At 70.1% G+C, this 16,780-nt stretch carries 10 protein-coding genes; 1 reads left to right on the plus strand and 9 read right to left on the minus strand.

Annotated elements, in window-relative coordinates; translation table 11 throughout:
* Positions 1 to 122 precede the first annotated feature (122 nt).
* The 4 genes from ABDJ85_RS10990 to ABDJ85_RS11005 form a co-directional block, all read right to left on the minus strand.
* Positions 123 to 716 (minus strand): GNAT family N-acetyltransferase, encoded by a 594-nt coding sequence (locus ABDJ85_RS10990; protein WP_347704800.1) that lies wholly within the window; start codon positions 714 to 716, stop codon positions 123 to 125.
* A gap of 34 nt (positions 717 to 750) precedes the next feature.
* Positions 751 to 3,051, minus strand: a complete 2,301-nt coding sequence (gene bglX / locus ABDJ85_RS10995; protein WP_347704801.1) for a beta-glucosidase BglX — start codon at positions 3,049 to 3,051, stop codon at positions 751 to 753.
* 104 nt (positions 3,052 to 3,155) lie between these two features.
* Entirely contained in the window at positions 3,156 to 5,495 is a 2,340-nt protein-coding gene (locus ABDJ85_RS11000) for a CocE/NonD family hydrolase (RefSeq protein WP_347704802.1), read from the minus strand.
* Between the two features lie 29 nt (positions 5,496 to 5,524).
* Positions 5,525 to 7,132 (minus strand): alpha-N-arabinofuranosidase, encoded by a 1,608-nt coding sequence (locus tag ABDJ85_RS11005; RefSeq protein ID WP_347704803.1) that lies wholly within the window; start codon positions 7,130 to 7,132, stop codon positions 5,525 to 5,527.
* Positions 7,133 to 7,285: 153 nt separating this feature from the next.
* On the opposite strand from ABDJ85_RS11005, the gene galA reads away from it, so the two are divergent.
* Positions 7,286 to 10,111, plus strand: coding sequence for a beta-galactosidase GalA (gene galA, locus ABDJ85_RS11010; RefSeq protein WP_347704804.1), 2,826 nt, complete (start codon positions 7,286 to 7,288; stop codon positions 10,109 to 10,111).
* 56 nt (positions 10,112 to 10,167) lie between these two features.
* Here galA and ABDJ85_RS11015 read toward each other — a convergent pair whose 3' ends face one another.
* The 5 genes from ABDJ85_RS11015 to ABDJ85_RS11035 are packed head-to-tail and all read right to left on the minus strand — an operon-like array spanning position 10,168 to position 16,774.
* Positions 10,168 to 11,529 carry a sensor histidine kinase gene (locus ABDJ85_RS11015; RefSeq protein ID WP_347704805.1) on the minus strand — a complete coding sequence of 454 codons (1,362 nt, stop codon included), beginning with the start codon at positions 11,527 to 11,529 and terminating at the stop codon, positions 10,168 to 10,170.
* Positions 11,526 to 12,866, minus strand: coding sequence for a sigma-54-dependent transcriptional regulator (locus ABDJ85_RS11020; RefSeq protein WP_347704806.1), 1,341 nt, complete (start codon positions 12,864 to 12,866; stop codon positions 11,526 to 11,528). The genes ABDJ85_RS11015 and ABDJ85_RS11020 overlap by 4 nt, the downstream gene beginning before the upstream one ends.
* A gap of 19 nt (positions 12,867 to 12,885) precedes the next feature.
* Positions 12,886 to 14,196, minus strand: a complete 1,311-nt coding sequence (locus ABDJ85_RS11025; protein ID WP_347704807.1) for an ABC transporter permease — start codon at positions 14,194 to 14,196, stop codon at positions 12,886 to 12,888.
* Positions 14,196 to 15,503 carry an ABC transporter permease gene (locus tag ABDJ85_RS11030; RefSeq protein WP_347704808.1) on the minus strand — a complete coding sequence of 436 codons (1,308 nt, stop codon included), beginning with the start codon at positions 15,501 to 15,503 and terminating at the stop codon, positions 14,196 to 14,198. Before ABDJ85_RS11030 ends, ABDJ85_RS11025 begins: the two co-directional genes overlap by 1 nt.
* Positions 15,503 to 16,774, minus strand: a complete 1,272-nt coding sequence (locus tag ABDJ85_RS11035; RefSeq protein WP_347704809.1) for a TolC family outer membrane protein — start codon at positions 16,772 to 16,774, stop codon at positions 15,503 to 15,505. Before ABDJ85_RS11035 ends, ABDJ85_RS11030 begins: the two co-directional genes overlap by 1 nt.
* Between the last annotated feature and the right edge of the window lie 6 nt (positions 16,775 to 16,780).

Genomic DNA, 16,780 nt, shown 5'->3' on the forward strand with positions numbered 1-16,780 from the left:
GGTTCGGGCGTAGCTTCTGGTCTTTTCTCCGCAGCCTCTTAGGCCGCGAATGATGGAAGGCATCGTTGACCTGGCCCTCGAAGGCGGCTCACGCGCGCCCTGTGCAGCCTTGCCAACCGCCCTCACCCCTCCCCCGGCACCCTCGCATACACACAGCTGTTACTGAGGCCCCCATCGGGGTCGCGCATGGTGTTGCGCAGCAGGCCTTCCAGCGCAAAGCCGCAGCGCTCGGCCACGGCGCGGGAGGCTTGGTTGCGGTCGTCGGTGACCAGCTCGACGCGCTGGGCGCCGAGGCCGCCTTCGGCCACGTCGCGCAGGGCCCAGCCGGTCAGGGCGCGGACGCCCTCGGTGGCGTAGCCGTGGCCGAGTTCGCTGGTGCGGATCCAGTAGCCGACCTCGGTGCGGGGCACGTTCCAGTCGGTGCGGTGCAGGCCGATGGAGCCGACGAGGCGGCCGGTGCTGCGCGAGAAGGCGAGGTAGGGCAGGTCAAGCCGCAGCAGGAAGTTGCCCGCTGCGCGGCGGCAGCGGGCTAGCGCGGACTCCAGCGTCTGCTCCTCAGCCACCCAAGGCAGAAAGCCCAGGTGCTGGCGCAGCGCGGGCAGCGACTCGACCAAGGCCTCGTGCAAGGCCGGTGCGTCGCTCTCGCGGAAGGCGCGAAGCAGCAGCCTTTCTGTCTCGATGGCCTCGGGGACGGCGATGCGCAGCGGGTCAGGCAAGGCGCACCCCGCGTTCACTGCCGCTGAAGGCCGATCAAGGCCGCGCGATGGCGTCGGCCTGCAGCTGGAACTTGCCCTGCAGCTTGGCGGTGGCGTCGTTGCCGATGAAGACGTCGAAGTCGCCCGTCTCCAGCACAAAGCGGCGCACGGCGGCGGACCAGTACTGCAGCTCGCTGGCGGGCAGCTCGAATTGCACGGTCTGGCTGGCGCCGGCATCGAGGGTGACGCGACTGAAGGCCTTTAGCTCACGCACGGGGCGGGCGGCGGAGCCGGCCTTCTGGCGCACATAGAGCTGCACAACTTCGTCGGCCTTGCGAGCGCCGGTGTTGCGCAGCGTGGCGCTGAGCTTGAGCGTCTCACCGGCCTTGAGAACGGGCTGGGACAGCGCGAGGTTCTCGATGGCGAAGCTGCTGTAGCTGAGGCCAAAGCCGAAGGGGTAGAGCGGCGTGTTGGGCTCGTTCCAGTAGCGCTCGGTGATGGCGTGGGTGAAGTGCGATTGCAGCTGCGCGTAGTTCAGCGGCACCTGGCCGATGTTGCGCGGCCAGGTGAAGGGCAGCTTGCCGCCGGGCGAGACCTCGCCCGTGAGCACATTGGCCACAGCGGCGCCGCCCTGGGTGCCGGGGTACCAGATCTGCATCAGGGCTTGGGGCTGCACGCCCTTGAGGTCGAGCGGGCGGGCGCTCATCAAGAGGGCCACCACGGGCTTGCCGGTGGCCATGACGGCGGCGAGCAGCTCTTGCTGGCGGCCGGGCAGGTCAAAGCTGGAGCGCGAGGCGTTCTCGCCGCTCATGATCTGCGCCTCACCGAGCACGAGCACGGCCACGTCAGACTGCTTGGCCAGTTGCACGGCGCGGGCAATCTCCTTGCCGTCGTCCACGGTCACCGGCAGGGGCTCGGGGAAGATGGATTTGTTGGCGCGCTTGGGCATGCTCACGCCGGGCGAGTAGCTGAGCTTGACCTTGGCGCCGAGCTTGGCCTTGAGGCCGGCGAGCACGGTCACGGTCTCGGCATCGTTCTGCGCAAAGATCCAGGGGCCGGCGGTGTCCCGCGCGGCGTCGGCCAGCGGGCCGATCACGGCCACGGACTTGAGGCTGCTGCCCTTGAGCGGCAGCAGTTGCTTGTCGTTGCGCAGCAGCACGAAGGAGCGCTCAGCGGCACGGCGGGCCACGTCGCGGTGGGCTGGGTCGGCCAGCACCTTGGCGGCTTCGGCTTCGTCAACCAGCGGCTTCTCAAAGACGCCCATGCGCACCTTGGCCTCCAGCACGCGGCGCACGGCTTCGTCGAGCCGCGCGACGGGCACTTCGCCCTTGGCGACGAGGTCGGGCAGGTGGCCGAAGACCTGGCTGTCGAAGGGCTTGGTCATTTCCATGTCCACGCCGGCCATCAGGGCCTGCTTGCCGGCCTCGGCGCGGTCGCGGGTGTAGCCGTGGGTGGTCAGGTCAAACGCCGCGCCGGCGTCGGTGACGACAAAGCCCTTGAAGCCCCAGCTCTTGCGCAGCACCTCGGTCAGCAGCCAATGGTTGCCCGAGGCCGGCACGCCGTTGAGGCCCATGTAGGCGCTCATGATGTTGCCGGCGCCGGCGTCCACCGCCGCCTTGAAGGGCTTGAGGTAGACGTTCCAGAGCTGGCTGTCGGAGAGGTCCACCTCGTCGTAGTCACGCCCACCGAGGGACGCGCCATAACCGGCAAAGTGCTTGGGGCCCGCAATCACATGGCCCGGGGCGCCGATGAAGGCACCCTGGAAGCCCTTGACCTGGGCCACGGCCATGGCGGAGCCGAGCGTGGGGTCCTCGCCCGCGCCTTCCACGGTGCGGCCCCAGCGCGCGTCGCGGCCGATGTCGACATTGGGCGCAAAGGTCCAGTGGATGCCCACGGCCCGCGCCTCACGCGCGGCCACGGCTTGCGCCTCCTGGGCCACGGAAGGGTCCCAGCTGGCGGCCAGGGCCAGCGGCACCGGCATCACGGTGTGGAAGCCGTGGATGACGTCAAAGCCCACCAGCAGCGGGATGCCCAGGCGCGTCTGGAGCGCCATCTTCTGGAAGCGGTTGATGTCGGCCGCCGTCTTGAGCAGCAGCACGCTGCCGCCACGCGCAGCGGCCACTTCCTTGGCGGCGCGCGCTTCCTCGTTCGGCACGTCCTGGAAGACGAAGTGCTGGGTGATCTGCCCGGCCTTCTCTTCAAGCGTCATGCGCGCCATCAGCGCATCCACGCGGGCGCGCACGGCGTCGTCGGAGAGCTGGGCGTGGCACTGCGCAGCGGCGGCCAGGGCGGTGAGGCTGAAGAGCAGCGGGCGTGCCCAGCGCGTGGCGCGGGACTTCAAGGCAAGGGTAGACATACGGCTGGGTCCTGGCTATTCAAAGAAGCGGTGGCAAAGCAACGCTGGGCAACAAGCGCCGAGCGCAACGCACGGCAGCAACGAGGAGGAAGGGGCACACGCCATCAGGGCATCTGCTTGCGGGGCCGCGCAGTCATGGCAGCACGGGCCTGCGGCTGCAAGGGTATCTCGATAAAGCTGCCACCGTACCAGCGCACGCGCAGGGGCGCCCCCGCATCGGCGATGGACTCATGACTGACGTCACGACCCGTGCCGTGGTTGACCTCGGCATAGGGGTTCTTGTTGACCGTGAGCAGCAAGAGCAGCCGGCTGCCGGGCGCCAGCTGCTTGGCAATGAGCGGGGTCATCGAGAACGGAAGCAGGGTCTTGCGGCCGGGCGTCAGCAACCGGCGCTGGGTGCGGTGGGCGGCGTAGCTGGCGCGGCCCAGGTAGTAGGACAGGTTGAAGTAGCGCCCCTCGGGCGTGATCTCGTACAAGGCCCAGGTGAAGTCGAAGTCCCGGCGGTCAACGCTGGCCTGCAGCGCGCCCGTCACCTGCCCGCACACGCAGGCGGCCACCTCCAGCGGCTCGCTGACGTAGGCCACCCGCGTGGGTGCATCGGGGGCGTCCGACCAGGCGCTGGTGGGGTAGAGGTTGTGGCGCGTCTGGCGGTCGGCGAGGTCCACGCGCTGCTCAACAAACGCTTCGGTCACGGGCAGGTGCGGCGTCAGGCGGTGGCGTGCCCCTTGGGGCTCGGCAGACAGGTAGAGGCGCCAACGCTGCGCGGCCATCTGCGGGATCGAGGGCGCATGCGCCCAGGTGTTGGTGCCCATCACCTGGTAGTTGATGCGCTCGCGCAGCAGCGCCGGCCTTGGGCCGCCGCGCAGCACGTGGTCGAACCACTGGAAGGTCAGCGCTTCGGTGTCGATGTTGGCCACCGGGTCGATCTCGTAGCCGTTCACCCGGCTGCGTTTGCCGGCCGAGAGGTTGTCGCCATGGCTCCAGGGCCCGATCACCAGGTAGTGCGGGGCATTGGGCCGGTGCCAGCGGTGCTCGACGAGGTAGTTCACGGCGGCGGCGCCGGCGTCGTCGAAGTAGCCCGTCAAGGACAGCACCGGGATGCGGATGCGCGCGAACTCGGCCCCCCAGGGTTGCATGGCCTGCCAGTAGGCGTCGAAGGACGGATGGCGCAGCTGGCGTTGCAGGACCTCGTTGGGTGTGCCGTCGATGGCGTCGATCTCGCGCAGCGGGCGGCCGCTGGCGAACCAGGCCTCCAGCAGCGCTGACCAGCGCCGGCCGTCTTGCAGCGCCGGGCTGCCCATGAAGCGGTCGCTGGTCACCTGCAGCGGCCAGCCGTAGTTGCCGAGCTGGAAGACGTTGTTCTGCATCGGCAGGCCATTGCCCGGGAAGCTGGCGCCGCTGGGCACGATGGTCTTGAGCGCCGGATGGCCGCTCTTGGCGGCGGCCCACTGCGCAAACGCGTCGTAGCTGTTGCCGTACATGCCGACCTGGCCATCGCTCCAGGGCTGGTGGCTGATCCAGTCGATCACCGCCCAGGTGTCGGCCGCCTCGGTCTCCCAGGGCACGATGGCGTCCGGGCTGGCCGCCTTGCCTCGCGCGCTGGCGAGCACGCCCACGTAGCCGCGTGCAGCAGCTTCCTTCGCGCTCTTGAGGTTGAAGACGGGGTCGCTGTAGATGGTGAACCGCAAGGCCGTGGGCTGGGGGCCCGAGAGGCGGCGCGGGCGCACCACGTCGGCCGACAAGGTGGCGCCCTGCGGGGTGCGGATCAGCACGTTGCGGTCGATGACGAAACGGCGCTCGTCGTCCCGGGCCAGCGCGGCGTCCAGCCCCGGCGCATAGGCGGATACGGCCTGCCAGGTGCTGTGCCAGTACAGCAGGTCGAGCAGGTCAGCGCGCGTGATGGTGGTGTGCTCGGCGGATTGCTTGGCGAGTTGCTCCAGCCGCCGGTCCAGGTTCATGCGCGCCACGCGGGGCGGCAGGCCCAGGGCCCAGGCGGAGTCCACGGCGGAGCGGTCATCCAGGGCCGCGAAGGCGGTGGCCAGCGCGGTGGCAAAGGCCTCGCCATAGGCCCCCTGCCCTGGCGCTGCCGCCAGCAGGGCGCGCGCATGCAGCTCCAGGCGCAGCCAGGGCTCCACGGTTTCGCGCGGGGGCACGGGGCGCTGGCGCTTCCAGTCGGCCAGGGTGTGCAGGGCCTGCTCCAAGCGGCCACAGGCGAAGGCCAGGCGGAAGCGCTCCTCCAGTGCTGTGAGCCCGGCGGTGTCGCCAGCCGGGGCGTTCTCTGAGGTCTCAGCCAGCGCGTTGCAAGCCAGCGCCGGGACCCGCGCCTCCAGCGCAGCCGCTGGCGTGTCCTGGGCCAGGCCGCTGCCGGCTGCGGCCCAGATCGCCGCCCCAACCCACAGCAGCCGCAGCCACCGCGAGGCGCTGGTCAGGGCGGCGGTGGGCATGTGGTGGGCTCCCGGGGGCGGCTGGTCGGTCAGTGCGCGTCGAGCGAGACGACGGTGAGCGAAGCGGGAGCGAGGTCGAGCACCAGGCAGCCGCAGGCAGCGTCCTGGCGCGCCTGGATGGGCTTGGGGGTGACCAAGGCCGGCTGCTGGAAGGTGTTGACGCTGTCAACGCGCGGTGCGGCCAGGGTCTCGCCACGTGCAGCCGTTGCATTGGCATCGGCCTTCAGTTCCACGCGCAGCGACTCGGTGGGGTGCACATTGGTGAGCGAGACCCAGACCTTGCCGTCAAGCCCGCGCGCGGCCAGCGCATCCAGGCGCGGCAGCTCGGCGCCAGCCAGCTTGAAGGGCTGGCCGTCGTGCTTGAGCTCCAGCCGCTTGGCGTCCTGGAAGGGTACGTAGAGCTTGAAGGCGTGGTAGCTGGGGGTCAGCACCATGCCGGTGTCGGACGTGAGGATCATGGCCTGCAGCACATTGATCATCTGCGCGATGTTGGCGATGCGGACGCGGTCCGCGTGGCGCGCAAAGATGTTGATGTTGAGCGCCGCCAGGATGGCGTCGCGCTGCGAGTTCTGCTGCTGCAGGAAGGCGGGGTTGCTGCCCGGCGTGGGCGAGTACCAGGCGCCCCACTCGTCCACCACCAGGGCCACCTTCTTCTCGGGGTCGTAGCGGTCCATGATGGCCGAGTGCTTGGTGACGAAGGTCTCCATGTCCAGCGTGGCATTGAGGATGAACATGTACTCGTCAATGCCAAAGCCCGTGGCCGGGTGCGGGGGCGGCCACTTCTCCATGCCGGTGTAGCTGTGCAGCGAGAGGCCCTCGATGCCCCAGCTGTAGATCGCGTGCTCCTTGACGTGCTTCATCACCACCTCGGTGAAGCGGTAGTCGTCACGGTTGGGGCCGGAGGCAATGCGGCGCATCTTCTGCCCGGGCGCCTGCTGGTCGGGGTGGAAGTTGAAGGCAAAGGTGGCGTACTTCTTGAGCTCGGCCGCGTACTCCTCGGCCGTCATGGAGCCACCGCAGCCCCAGACCTCATTGCCGATGCCCAGCAGCGGCAGCTTGAAGGGCTGGGCCGCGCCATTGCGCACGCGCTCCTGCGCCAGGGTGCTGGGCTTGGCCGAGGTCATGTACTCCAGCCAGTCGGCCATTTCGCGCACCGAGCCCGAGCCGACGTTGACGGAGAGATAGGGCTCGGCGCCCACCTGGGCCACGAAGTCCATGAACTCGTGCGTGCCAAAGCTGTGCGGCTCGATCACGCCGCCCCAGTCGGGGTTCAGGGTCTTGGGCCGGCGGCTTTGGGGGCCGATGCCATCACGCCAGTGGTACTTGTCGGCGTAGCAGCCGCCGGGCCAGCGGATGTTGGGCACCTTGATGGCCCGCAGCGCCTCCACCACGTCCTTGCGGATGCCGCGCGTGTTGGGGATCTTGGAGTCCTTGCCGACCCAGATGCCGCCGTAGACGCCGGTGCCCAGGTGCTCGGCAAACTGGCCGAAGAGGTGGCGGCTGATCTCGGGGCCGGCGGTGCCCGTGGCCACGCTGAGTTGCACGCGCGGGCTGTCTGCAGCAAAAGCTGCACCCACCACCAGGGCACCCGCGCCCAACGCGCACGCTAGGCGCTTCATCGACTTCCACTTGCCCATCAAATGACCTCCAAAAGGGGAGCGGCGATTGTGAAAGCGCGCGCGCCCGGCGTGTGGCCAAAGGCTTATCGATTTGGCGCGCGGCCATACCGTCTTTGAATTTCAAGGAAAACACGGCTTGCCTTGCGCGCCCGCGCGCGGTCCCAATGCCGCATGAAACGACGCACCCTGCTGCAAGCCGGCGCCGCCGGCCTCACCCCCGCCGCCTCCATCACCTTGGCCGGCGCCGCCCACACGGGTCGTGAAGTGCTGGCCCTGACCCAAGGCTGGCGCTTCCACGACGGCGACATCCCTTTCCCCAAGATCCTGGGCCACGGCTGGACCTATGGCAGCGCCAAGGCCGGCAACGCACAGGGTGCAGCAGCGCCCGACTACGACGACTCGGACTGGCCGCTCGTCAACCTGCCGCACGACTTTGCGGCCAGCCAGCCCATCGAGCAGGCCGCCAACGTCGCCCAAGGCTACCGCCGGCGCGGCATGGCCTGGTACCGCCAGAGCATCCGCTTTGAACCCGAGGACCGTGGCCGCCACCTGGAGCTGCAGATCGACGGCGCCGCCACGCACGCCACCGTGTGGTTCAACGGCACGCTGGTGCACCACAACTTCAGTGGCTACAACGAGATGGCCATCGACCTCACGCCCTACGCCACTTTCGGCGACGCGCTGAACACGCTGGTTGTACGCGTCGATGCCGTGGCGATGGAGGGCTGGTGGTACGAAGGCGCAGGCCTCTACCGCGAGGTGCGCATCGTCAAGCGCGCGGCCACCCACATCGTGACCGACGGCGTGTTTGCCCACCCGGTGAAGCGGCCCGAGGGTTGGGTCATCCCGATCGAAGTCACCGTCGCCACCCTGGCCGACAAGACCCAGCCCGTGACCGTGGAGTGCGAGCTGCAGGACGCGCGCGGCAGCCACGCCAAAGCGAGCGTGCGCGCCCAGGTGCCCCTGCTGCGCCAGGCCGTGGCCAAGCTGCAGATCAAGCACGACAAGCCTGAGCTTTGGAGCCCCGCCAGCCCTCATCTCTACCGCGTCGTGACGCGCGTGCTGCAAGGCGGCCAGGTGCTGGACGAGACCACCACGCCCTGCGGCTTCCGCACCCAGCACTTCGATGCCGACCGGGGCTTCTTCCTCAACGGCCAGCCGCTCAAGATCCAGGGCGTCTGCATCCACCAGGACCATGCCGGCGTGGGCGTGGCCGTGCCGCCGGCGCTGATCGACTTCCGGCTGCGGCGCTTGAAGGAGCTGGGCTGCAATGCCATCCGCGCCTCGCACAACGCGCAGGACCGCGCCTTCATGGACGCCTGCGACCGGCTGGGCTTCCTCGTCATGGCCGAGAACCGGCTCTTCAACCCCTCGCCGCAGTACGTCAAGCAGCAGCTCAAGTGGCTGGTGCGGCGCGACCGCAACCACCCCTGCGTGTTCATGTGGTCGGTCTTCAACGAAGAGCCCATGCAGGGCACCGAAGGCGGCTACGAGATGGTGCGCCGCATGCGCGAGGTGGTGCGGGACCTGGACACCAGCCGCCCCGTCACCGCCGCGATGAACGACGGCCTGTTCACGCCGCTCAATGTCTCGCACGCACTCGACGTGCTGGGCTTCAACTACCAGCAGGACCAGTACGACGCCGTCCACAAAGCGCGGCCCAAGCTGCCGCTGATGTCGTCGGAGGACACCTCGGCCTTCATGCTGCGCGGTTACTACGGCCCGCGTGACGACAAGCGCCACCTCATCCCCAGCTACGACGACGATGCCGCCGACTGGGGCGCCACCCACCGCAAGGCCTGGAAGGCGATTGCCGAGCGGCCCTTCATCGCCGGCGGCTTTGTCTGGACGGGCTTTGACTACCACGGCGAACCCACGCCCTATGAGTGGCCGTCCAACAGCTCGGTGTTCGGCATCATGGACCTGTGCGGCTTCGAGAAGACCGCCTTCCACATCCACCAGGCCCAATGGGTGCACGACCGCCCGGTGCTCGCCCTCGCCCCGCACTGGAACTGGCCCGGCCGCGAGGGCCAGCCCGTCAAGGTGATGGTGTGCAGCAACCTCGACGAGGTGGGGCTGGAGCTGAACGGCCGCCTGCTCGGCCGCCAGAGCGTGGACCGCTGGACCATGAACCACTGGCAGGTGCCCTATGAAGCCGGCACCCTGCGCGCCCTGGGCTGGAAGGCCGGCCGCCTGGTGGCCAAGGCCCAGGTCGAGACCGTGGGCCCACCCACCGCGCTGCGCCTGGTGGCCGACCGCAGCAGCCTGCGCGGCGACGGCGTGGACGTGGTGCCGGTGCGCGTCGAGGCCATCGATGCGCAGGGCCGCGCGCATCCGCTGGCCTCATCGATGGTGCAGTTCCGCATCGAAGGCGGCGAGATCATCGGCCTGGGCAATGGCGACTCCAACAGCACCGAGCCCGAGAAGGGCGACCGCCGCAGCCTCTTCCACGGCCTGGCCCAGGTCATCGTGCGCAGCACCGCTGGCGGTACGGGCGAGCTCAAGCTCAGCGCGGCGGCTGAAGGCCTGCAAGGCACCAGCATCAGCCTCGCCCTCACGCCCGCCGCCGCGCCGCGCCAGCAAGCCACGGGCACCAGCGTCCAGCTGCTGCAGTGGTGGCAACGCGCGCCGCAGCAAGCCACCGCGCCCGACCCACAGCTGCAGCCCCCGCCGCAGGACATGAACTCCTGGCAGGGCTTCCAGGCCGGCGGCCTGCTGCCTGCCGCCACCGCGCCTGGCTATGTGCTCTGCGCCATCAACCACACGCCCTACTCCCGCATCCGCCGCGAGGGCGGCTGGGTTGAGGCGCTGAGCGTCACGGGCCGCTGCGAGGTCTACAGCAATGGCACCCTGCTCGGCCGCAAGACCGAGGCCGCCTCAGCGCCGCTGCGCCTGCGCCTGCCGCCGGGCGAGGGGCAGCGTCGGCTGGCGTTTGTCTTCCAGGTCGAGGCGGGAGAGAAGGTGGGGCTGGGAGGGGTGGTGCGCGTGCGGGTGTAAGGCGCCGCCCACGCTCCTAGCGCACGGCGTGGTGGCCGCCACGCCGCCGGCGGCCATCAAGCACTCGCGAGGGTCCCGCCCTCCGGCAGGGTGATGGACACACGCAGGCCACCTGCCTTGCGATTGCTCAGCGCCACGCGGCCGTCATGCGTCTCGACAATCTCGCGCACCAGCGCAAGGCCGAGGCCGGTGCCGCCCTGGCTGCCGGGATCGGAGCGCTTGGTCGAATAGAAGGGCAGCAGGGCCTGCGCCAACACGGCCTCGCTCATGCCAGGGCCACGGTCCAGCACCTCGAGGCGCAGCTCGCCGGCGGCCTGCCAAAGGCGCAGCGCGATTTGATCGGCAGGGCTGCCGGACTCGTGCGCGTTCTTCACCAGGTTCAGCAGGGCCTGCTCCATCTGTGCCGGGTCGAACCAGCCGGGCTGGGCCGGCAGTTCGCCGTCCAGCGTGAACTCGCACAGGGTGCCGAGCCGGTTCAGGAAGGGCGCCCACTCGACCCACTCTCGGCGCGGCACGGGCAGCTTGGCAAAGCGGGCATAGCCGCTCAGGAAGCCATGCAGGTGCGCGGCCCGCTCACCGATGCTGGCCAGCACCTGGAGCAGGCGCTCGTGGTCACCGCGCCGGGCCAGCTCCGCGCCGCTATGCGCCAGTGACGAAATCGGCGCCAGCGAGTTGTTCAGTTCATGGCTCAGCACGCGGATGACGCGCTTCCAGGTGGCCACCTCGGCGCGCGACAGCTCGCGCGTCATGCGGCGCAACAGGCGCAGGCGGTGATGCTGCCCCTGCAGCCGAAAGGCGTGGGTGCTGTGGTGGAAGGTTTCCTCCGAGCCGTCTGGCAGCGTCACGGTGAACAGCCGGTCGCTCTCACCGGCGAAGGCTTCGCTCAGCGCCTCGGGCAGGTTGGCAATGACAGCGGCAAAGCTGAGCCCCGTCAGGCTGCGACCGTCCCCGAGCAGCTGACGTGCCGCGAGGTTGGCGATCGCAATGCGCTCGCTCGGCCCCGTCAGCACCAGCGCGACGGGCGTGTTTTGCACCACGGTGTCGAGCAACAGTTCGCGTTGGGCCAGGTGCTGGCGCTGCTCGCGCAAGGCGGTGCCGAGCTCGGCATGCAGGCGGGTGAGCTCGGCCAGCTCTTGCGGTCCATTGGGCGCGAGCGTGAGGCTGAAGTCGCCGTCGCGGTAGCTCAAGACCGAGCCTTCCAGCGCGCGCATCAGCCTGCGCAGCGGCGCCAGCCAGGCGGCAGCCAGCCAGGCCAGCAGCGGGGCCGTGACGGCCACAGCCACCACGAGTGCCTGGCCGCCCTGCCAGCCCAATTGACCCAACCCAAGGAGGACCAACAGGGGCACCCCGCTGGCCAGCGCCAGAGCGAGCAGCGCCCGTGCGCGCAAGGACAAGGGCCACGTCGGCCGCAGGCTCACGGCGTGATCCCGTAGCGCTCCAGCCGCCGGTACAGCGCCTGGCGCGAGAGCCCGAGCTGCGTCGCCGCGCGGCTGATGACGCCACCGGCCGCGCCCAGTGCCGCGATCACGGCCTCGCGGCTGGGCTCGTCCAGGTTGCGCCAGGCGTTGCCGGCGTTGCCTGCGTCCTGCAGCCCGAGCAGCTCAGCCGTGATCTCGGCTCCCTGGCATAGCAGCGCGGCCCGCTCGACGGCGTTCTTCAGCTCGCGGACGTTGCCGGGCCAGGCGTGGCTGAGCAGCGCCTCGCGCGCAGCGTCCGACAGCCGCGCGCGGCCCGCGAGAAAGTGCTGCGCCAAGGGCAGCACATCGTCACGCCGCTCGGCGAGCGGTGGCAGCGCCAGCTCGATGAGATTGAGGCGGTAGAACAGGTCCTCGCGGAAGGCGCCGGCCTTCACCATGGCGCGCAGGTCGGCGTTCGTGGCGCTGAGCACGCGCACCTTCACCTCGCGCGTCTTGCTCGATCCCAGGCGCTCGAACTGGCCCGTCTCCAGCACGCGCAGCAGCTTGACCTGACCGGCCAGCGGCAGATTGCCGATCTCGTCGAGGAAGAGCGTGCCGCCGTCGGCCGATTCGAAGCGGCCGATGCGCGCCTTGGCCGCCCCGGTGTAGGCCCCGCTGTCGCTGCCGAAGAGTTCGGCCTCGATCAGTTCCCCCGGCAGGGCGCCGCAGTTGAGCGCCACCAAGGGGCCGCTGCGCACCGCCGAGTTGGCGTGGACGAAGGCGGCAATGCGCTCCTTGCCCGCGCCGTTGGGCCCGGTGATCAGCACGGGCACCGCAGCGCCGGCAATCTGCCCGGCAAGCTCCAGCAGGCTGGCCATGGCGTCGGAGCCGAACACCAGGCCGGCGAGCTCGTACTTGCGCGCGAGCCTCGCATGGCGCTCGCGGCGGGCGTCGCGCAGCTGGGCCGCCTCACGGTTGGCCTCGCCCAGCTCCAGCAGGTTCTCCACAGTGGCCAGCAGCTTGGCGTCGTCCCAGGGCTTCGCGAGGTAGTCGGCCGCGCCGGCCTTGACGAGGGCCACGGCAGCCTCCAGCCGCGTCCAGGCGGTCAGCAGGATGATGGGCAGGTCGGGCCGGCGGGCGCGGACGGCGCGGAAGAGTGCGGCACCTTCTTCGCCCGATGTGGTGTCGGCGGTGAAGTTCATGTCCTGGATCACCAAGCCATAGGACCGCTGATCGAGCAGCGCCAGGCCCTGTGCAGGACTGGTGGCGACGTGGGCCTCGATGTCGTGCAGGGACAGCAGCAGCTCCAGCGCCTGGCCCACCCCGGGGTGGTCGTCAATGATGAGGACTCGTCGCATCCGCCGAAGGATAGTTCGCTCAGCTGCGCAATGCCGCCACCGGCGACAGCCGCGCCGCGCGCTGGGCCGGCACCCACACGGCGACCTGGCCCAGCAGCCACAGCGCCACCGCGCCGGCTGGCAGATAGGCCCAGGGCAGGCGCGGCACTTCGTAGCTCTGCATCAGCAACTGGCTCAATGCCACGGCACCAACGATGCCGATGACAACGCCGGTCGTGGTCAGCAGCAGGTTCTCGACCTGAAAGTAGCGGCGGATCTGGCCTTCGGTGGCACCGAGCGCGCGGCGCGTGCCGATCATGCGGGTGCGCTGCTGCACCCAGAAGCTCGCCAGGCCCACGATGCCCATGGCGGTGACGAGCAGCAGCGACACGCAGACGCCGCCCATCAGCCAGGCCATGGCGCGGTCTTGCGCATAGAAGCCGGCGCGCATCTCGTGCAGCGGCTGGGCCCTCGTCACGACACGGCCCGGGTCCACCGCCTCCAGCGCCGCAGCAGCGGCCTTGATCTGCGTATCCAGCTGCGCGGGATCAGCCCGCACGACGTAAAAGGCCAGGCCGCGCAGCGGGAGGATCATCGAAAAGTCCTCATTGCCATTGGGCCCGCCGTCATTGCGGCCGCGGCCCACGAAGGGGTGCGTCAGCTTTTGCACGACGCCGATGACCACCGACGGCACATCGCCGAAGACGTAGATGGACTGGCCGAGCGCCGAGCGGCCAGGGAAGAGCTTGTCGGCCGCGGCCTTGCTGAGAATGACCTGGCCGATGCGCGGCTCGTCGGCGCTGAACACCGCGTTGCCGTCCAGCACCTCCTCGGGCAGAAAGTTGCGGCCCTCGACGAGCTGCAGGCCGAAGGTGGCCAGCAGATGGTCATCACCGCCGTACTGCGACACCACCATCAGCCGTTCGGCCTTGGGGCCGGGCTGCAGCCGCACGCCGTTGTTGTTGCTGTTGTAGGCGTAGGCAATCTGGTTCGCCGTCGTGGCGGCGCGGATGCCGGGCAGCGCCCGCAGGCGCGCCATGTCCTCAGCAGCGACGGCGGCCTCGCGCTCACGCGGCAGCGCCTTGCTATAGCGCACCTCCAGCACGGCCATGCCGGGCTCAAGCATGCCGCTGTCGGCTTGTAGCGCCTCGATGCGGGTCTGGATGAGGTGCAGCGCATTGGTGACGATGGCGAAGCTCAGTGCCACCTCCAGCACGATCAGGCCGGCCGCGATGCGGTGCCGGCGCAGCGTCGACAGGATGGGGCGCAGGTCCAGCAGCAGCGCATGCAGCGCGGACACGAAACCACGGCGGCTTGGTGTGGCGGGGGCGAGCGTGAGGGAAGAGGACATCACTGCACCTTCAGTTGGACGGCGGGTGTCACGAGCGCGGCGCGCCAAGCCGGCAGCAGGCCGGCGCACAGGCTGGCCACGATTGCCAGACCCAGCGTCAGCGCCAGCATCGGGGCGTCCAGCTCGGCCAGGCGGGCATAGTCATTGGGGCTGTGGCGCACCAGCCAGAGCCCGCCGTTCGCGAACAGCAGGCCGAGGGCGGCGCCCACCAGACCCAGCAGCCCGGCCTCGACGACGAACTGCGCAAAGATGGCGCCGCGCGTGGCGCCCAGGGCTCGGCGCACGCCGATCTCACCGGAGCGCCTGAGCGTCTTGGCCAGCAGCAGGCCCACCATGTTGACGATGCACACGAGCAGGAAGCCGAAGGCCAGCCAGGTCTGCAGCCGCACGTCGGCGGGCAGCACCCTGCGGGCCTCCAGCCACTCCATGACGTTGCGCAGCCGCACGTTGGTTGGGCGCAAGAAACGGCCGGCGGTGCGTTGCGCCTCGGAGTAGTTCACGAGGTAGGTGCGCAGGGCGGCGGCGTCCTCAGGCCGCTCCAGCTCCACCCAGTACTGCACCCAGGCGCAGTTGGACTTCACGGCGAGCGGGCTGCCGCCGCCCGGGCCGCTGGCCCAGCAGTTCATGCTGCCCCAGTGGCCAATGCCCAGGGTGATGGCCGTCGTGAACGGCAGGAACAGGTCCTCGGTCTCGGCGTAGGCGCCGAGCGTCATGTCATAGAAATGCGGCTGCAGCTTCCAAGCCTTCAGCACGCCGATGACGCGCAGCGTCTGGCCCCGAACGACGATGTCCCGGCCCACGCTGTTGGCGCCGGCGAAGAGCTTGTCGTTCAGCGACGCCGAGATCACGGCCACGCGCGCCTCGGCCTCGTCGTCGGCCGGGCTCCAGCCGGCGCCGAACTGCCAAGGTGCGTCGAACATCGCAAAGAAGTCGCTGGTCGTGTAGCGCGTCATCGAGAAGATGGGCTTGACCTGCGCGTCGTTCACGCCGACGGCCGTGTTCGAGCCGCTCATCATGGCCTGGCGCTTGCCTTTGGCGTCGCGCAGCAGGGCCAGCGCGTCGAAGCGCGTCAGGTCGAAGGTGGGCTCATCGCCGGCCCTCCAGCCGACCAGGTCGCCAGCGTCGAGCTGCACATTGAACAGCCGCGCGCTCTTGTGCGGAATGGGGTCGCCGGAGAGCACGTGATAGACCGTCAGCGTCGTCATGCAGGCGCCAATGCCCAAGGCCAGGGCCAGGACCATCAGCGCGGTCAGCCCCTTGGAGGCCCGGGCGCTGCGGGCGGCGAGTTCGAGGTAGTGAAGAAACATCAGCGTGTCTCCAAGAGGGCGTTGACGGCGGCGAGTTCGTGGTCGCCGAGCGAGCCGGCGGCCTGGTGCAGGGCCAGCAGCGCGAGCACATGGCGGTGTCGGGCATCGGTCTGCGCGTTCTGCGCGCTGGCGAGGGTCTGGATGGCGAGCAGCAGGTCGGTGGTGCTGCGCGTGCCGAGCGCCAGGCCCGTGCGGGTGGACTCAAGCGCGCGCTGGGCGGCCTCGACTGCGGCCTGTGTGGCGCGCAGCTGGGCGGCGCCCTGCCCCACGGCGAGGTGATGGGCGCGCACCTCGCGCAGCACGGCGCGGCGGCCAGCTTCGAGTTGTTCGCGCGCGGCTTCGCGCCGGAACGCGGCGCGGTCAGCGGCGGCTGCCGTGGCGCCGCCGGCGAACAAGGGCATGGTCAGTCTCAGCGTGACTTGTGTGGGTGTGCGGCTGGTGTCGGACAGCGGCACGCCGTCGCCACGTTGGCGCTGCGTGTCCAGGCCCACGCTCAGCGTGGGCAGGTGGCCAGCGCGCGCCGACGAGATGCGCTGCTCGTTGGCCTGCACATCCAGCTGCAGCGCCTGCAGCTCGGGGTTGGCAAGCAGCGCGCGCTGCGCCCAGACCTCGGCATCGTCGGGCAGAGCCTGCGCGGCCAGCGCCGGGCGCAGCGGCTGCAGCGGCGGGGCCGCGCCGCCGGTCAGTTGGGCCAGCGCCTCACGGCCGTCGGCCACGAAGCGCTCGGCGGCCAAGGTGGCCGTGCGGGCGAGCTCGCGGTAGGCGCGAGACTGGTCGGCCTCGACCTGGGCGGACAGGCCGGCCTTGAAGCGCGCCTCGGCTTCGTTCACCTGCCGGGCAAAGGCCTCCTCGTTGGCGCGCGCAGTGGCGAGCTGAGCCTCGGCCGACAGCAGGCCGAAATAGGCCCTGGCCACGCGGGCGCGGGCGTCCTGCTCTGCGGCGACGAGGCGCGCCGCCTGGGCCGAGGCGAGGCTGCGGCTGGCATCCCATTCGCGCAGGGCGGCCAGGTCGAGCAGGGTCTGGCTCAAGCTGCTGGTGGTCACGCGCGAGCGTGCGCCGCCTGTGTCCCGCAGTTCGCTGCTCTGCACCTGCCACTGCGGCAGCAGGGCGGCACGGGCCTCGCGCGCGCTGGCCTCCTGCGCGCCGGCCAGGGCTGCAGCCTGACGCAAGACCGGGTCGGCCGCGCGGGCCTGGGCCCAGACCTGCAGCAGGTCGTCGGCGCGCGCTGCTGTGGCGGCAAGCAGCGCCAGGACGAGGACGGCAACACGCATCGTCGG

The organism is Roseateles paludis (assembly GCF_039872745.1).
GTDB classification, from domain to species: Bacteria; Pseudomonadota; Gammaproteobacteria; order Burkholderiales; family Burkholderiaceae_C; genus Pelomonas; species Pelomonas paludis.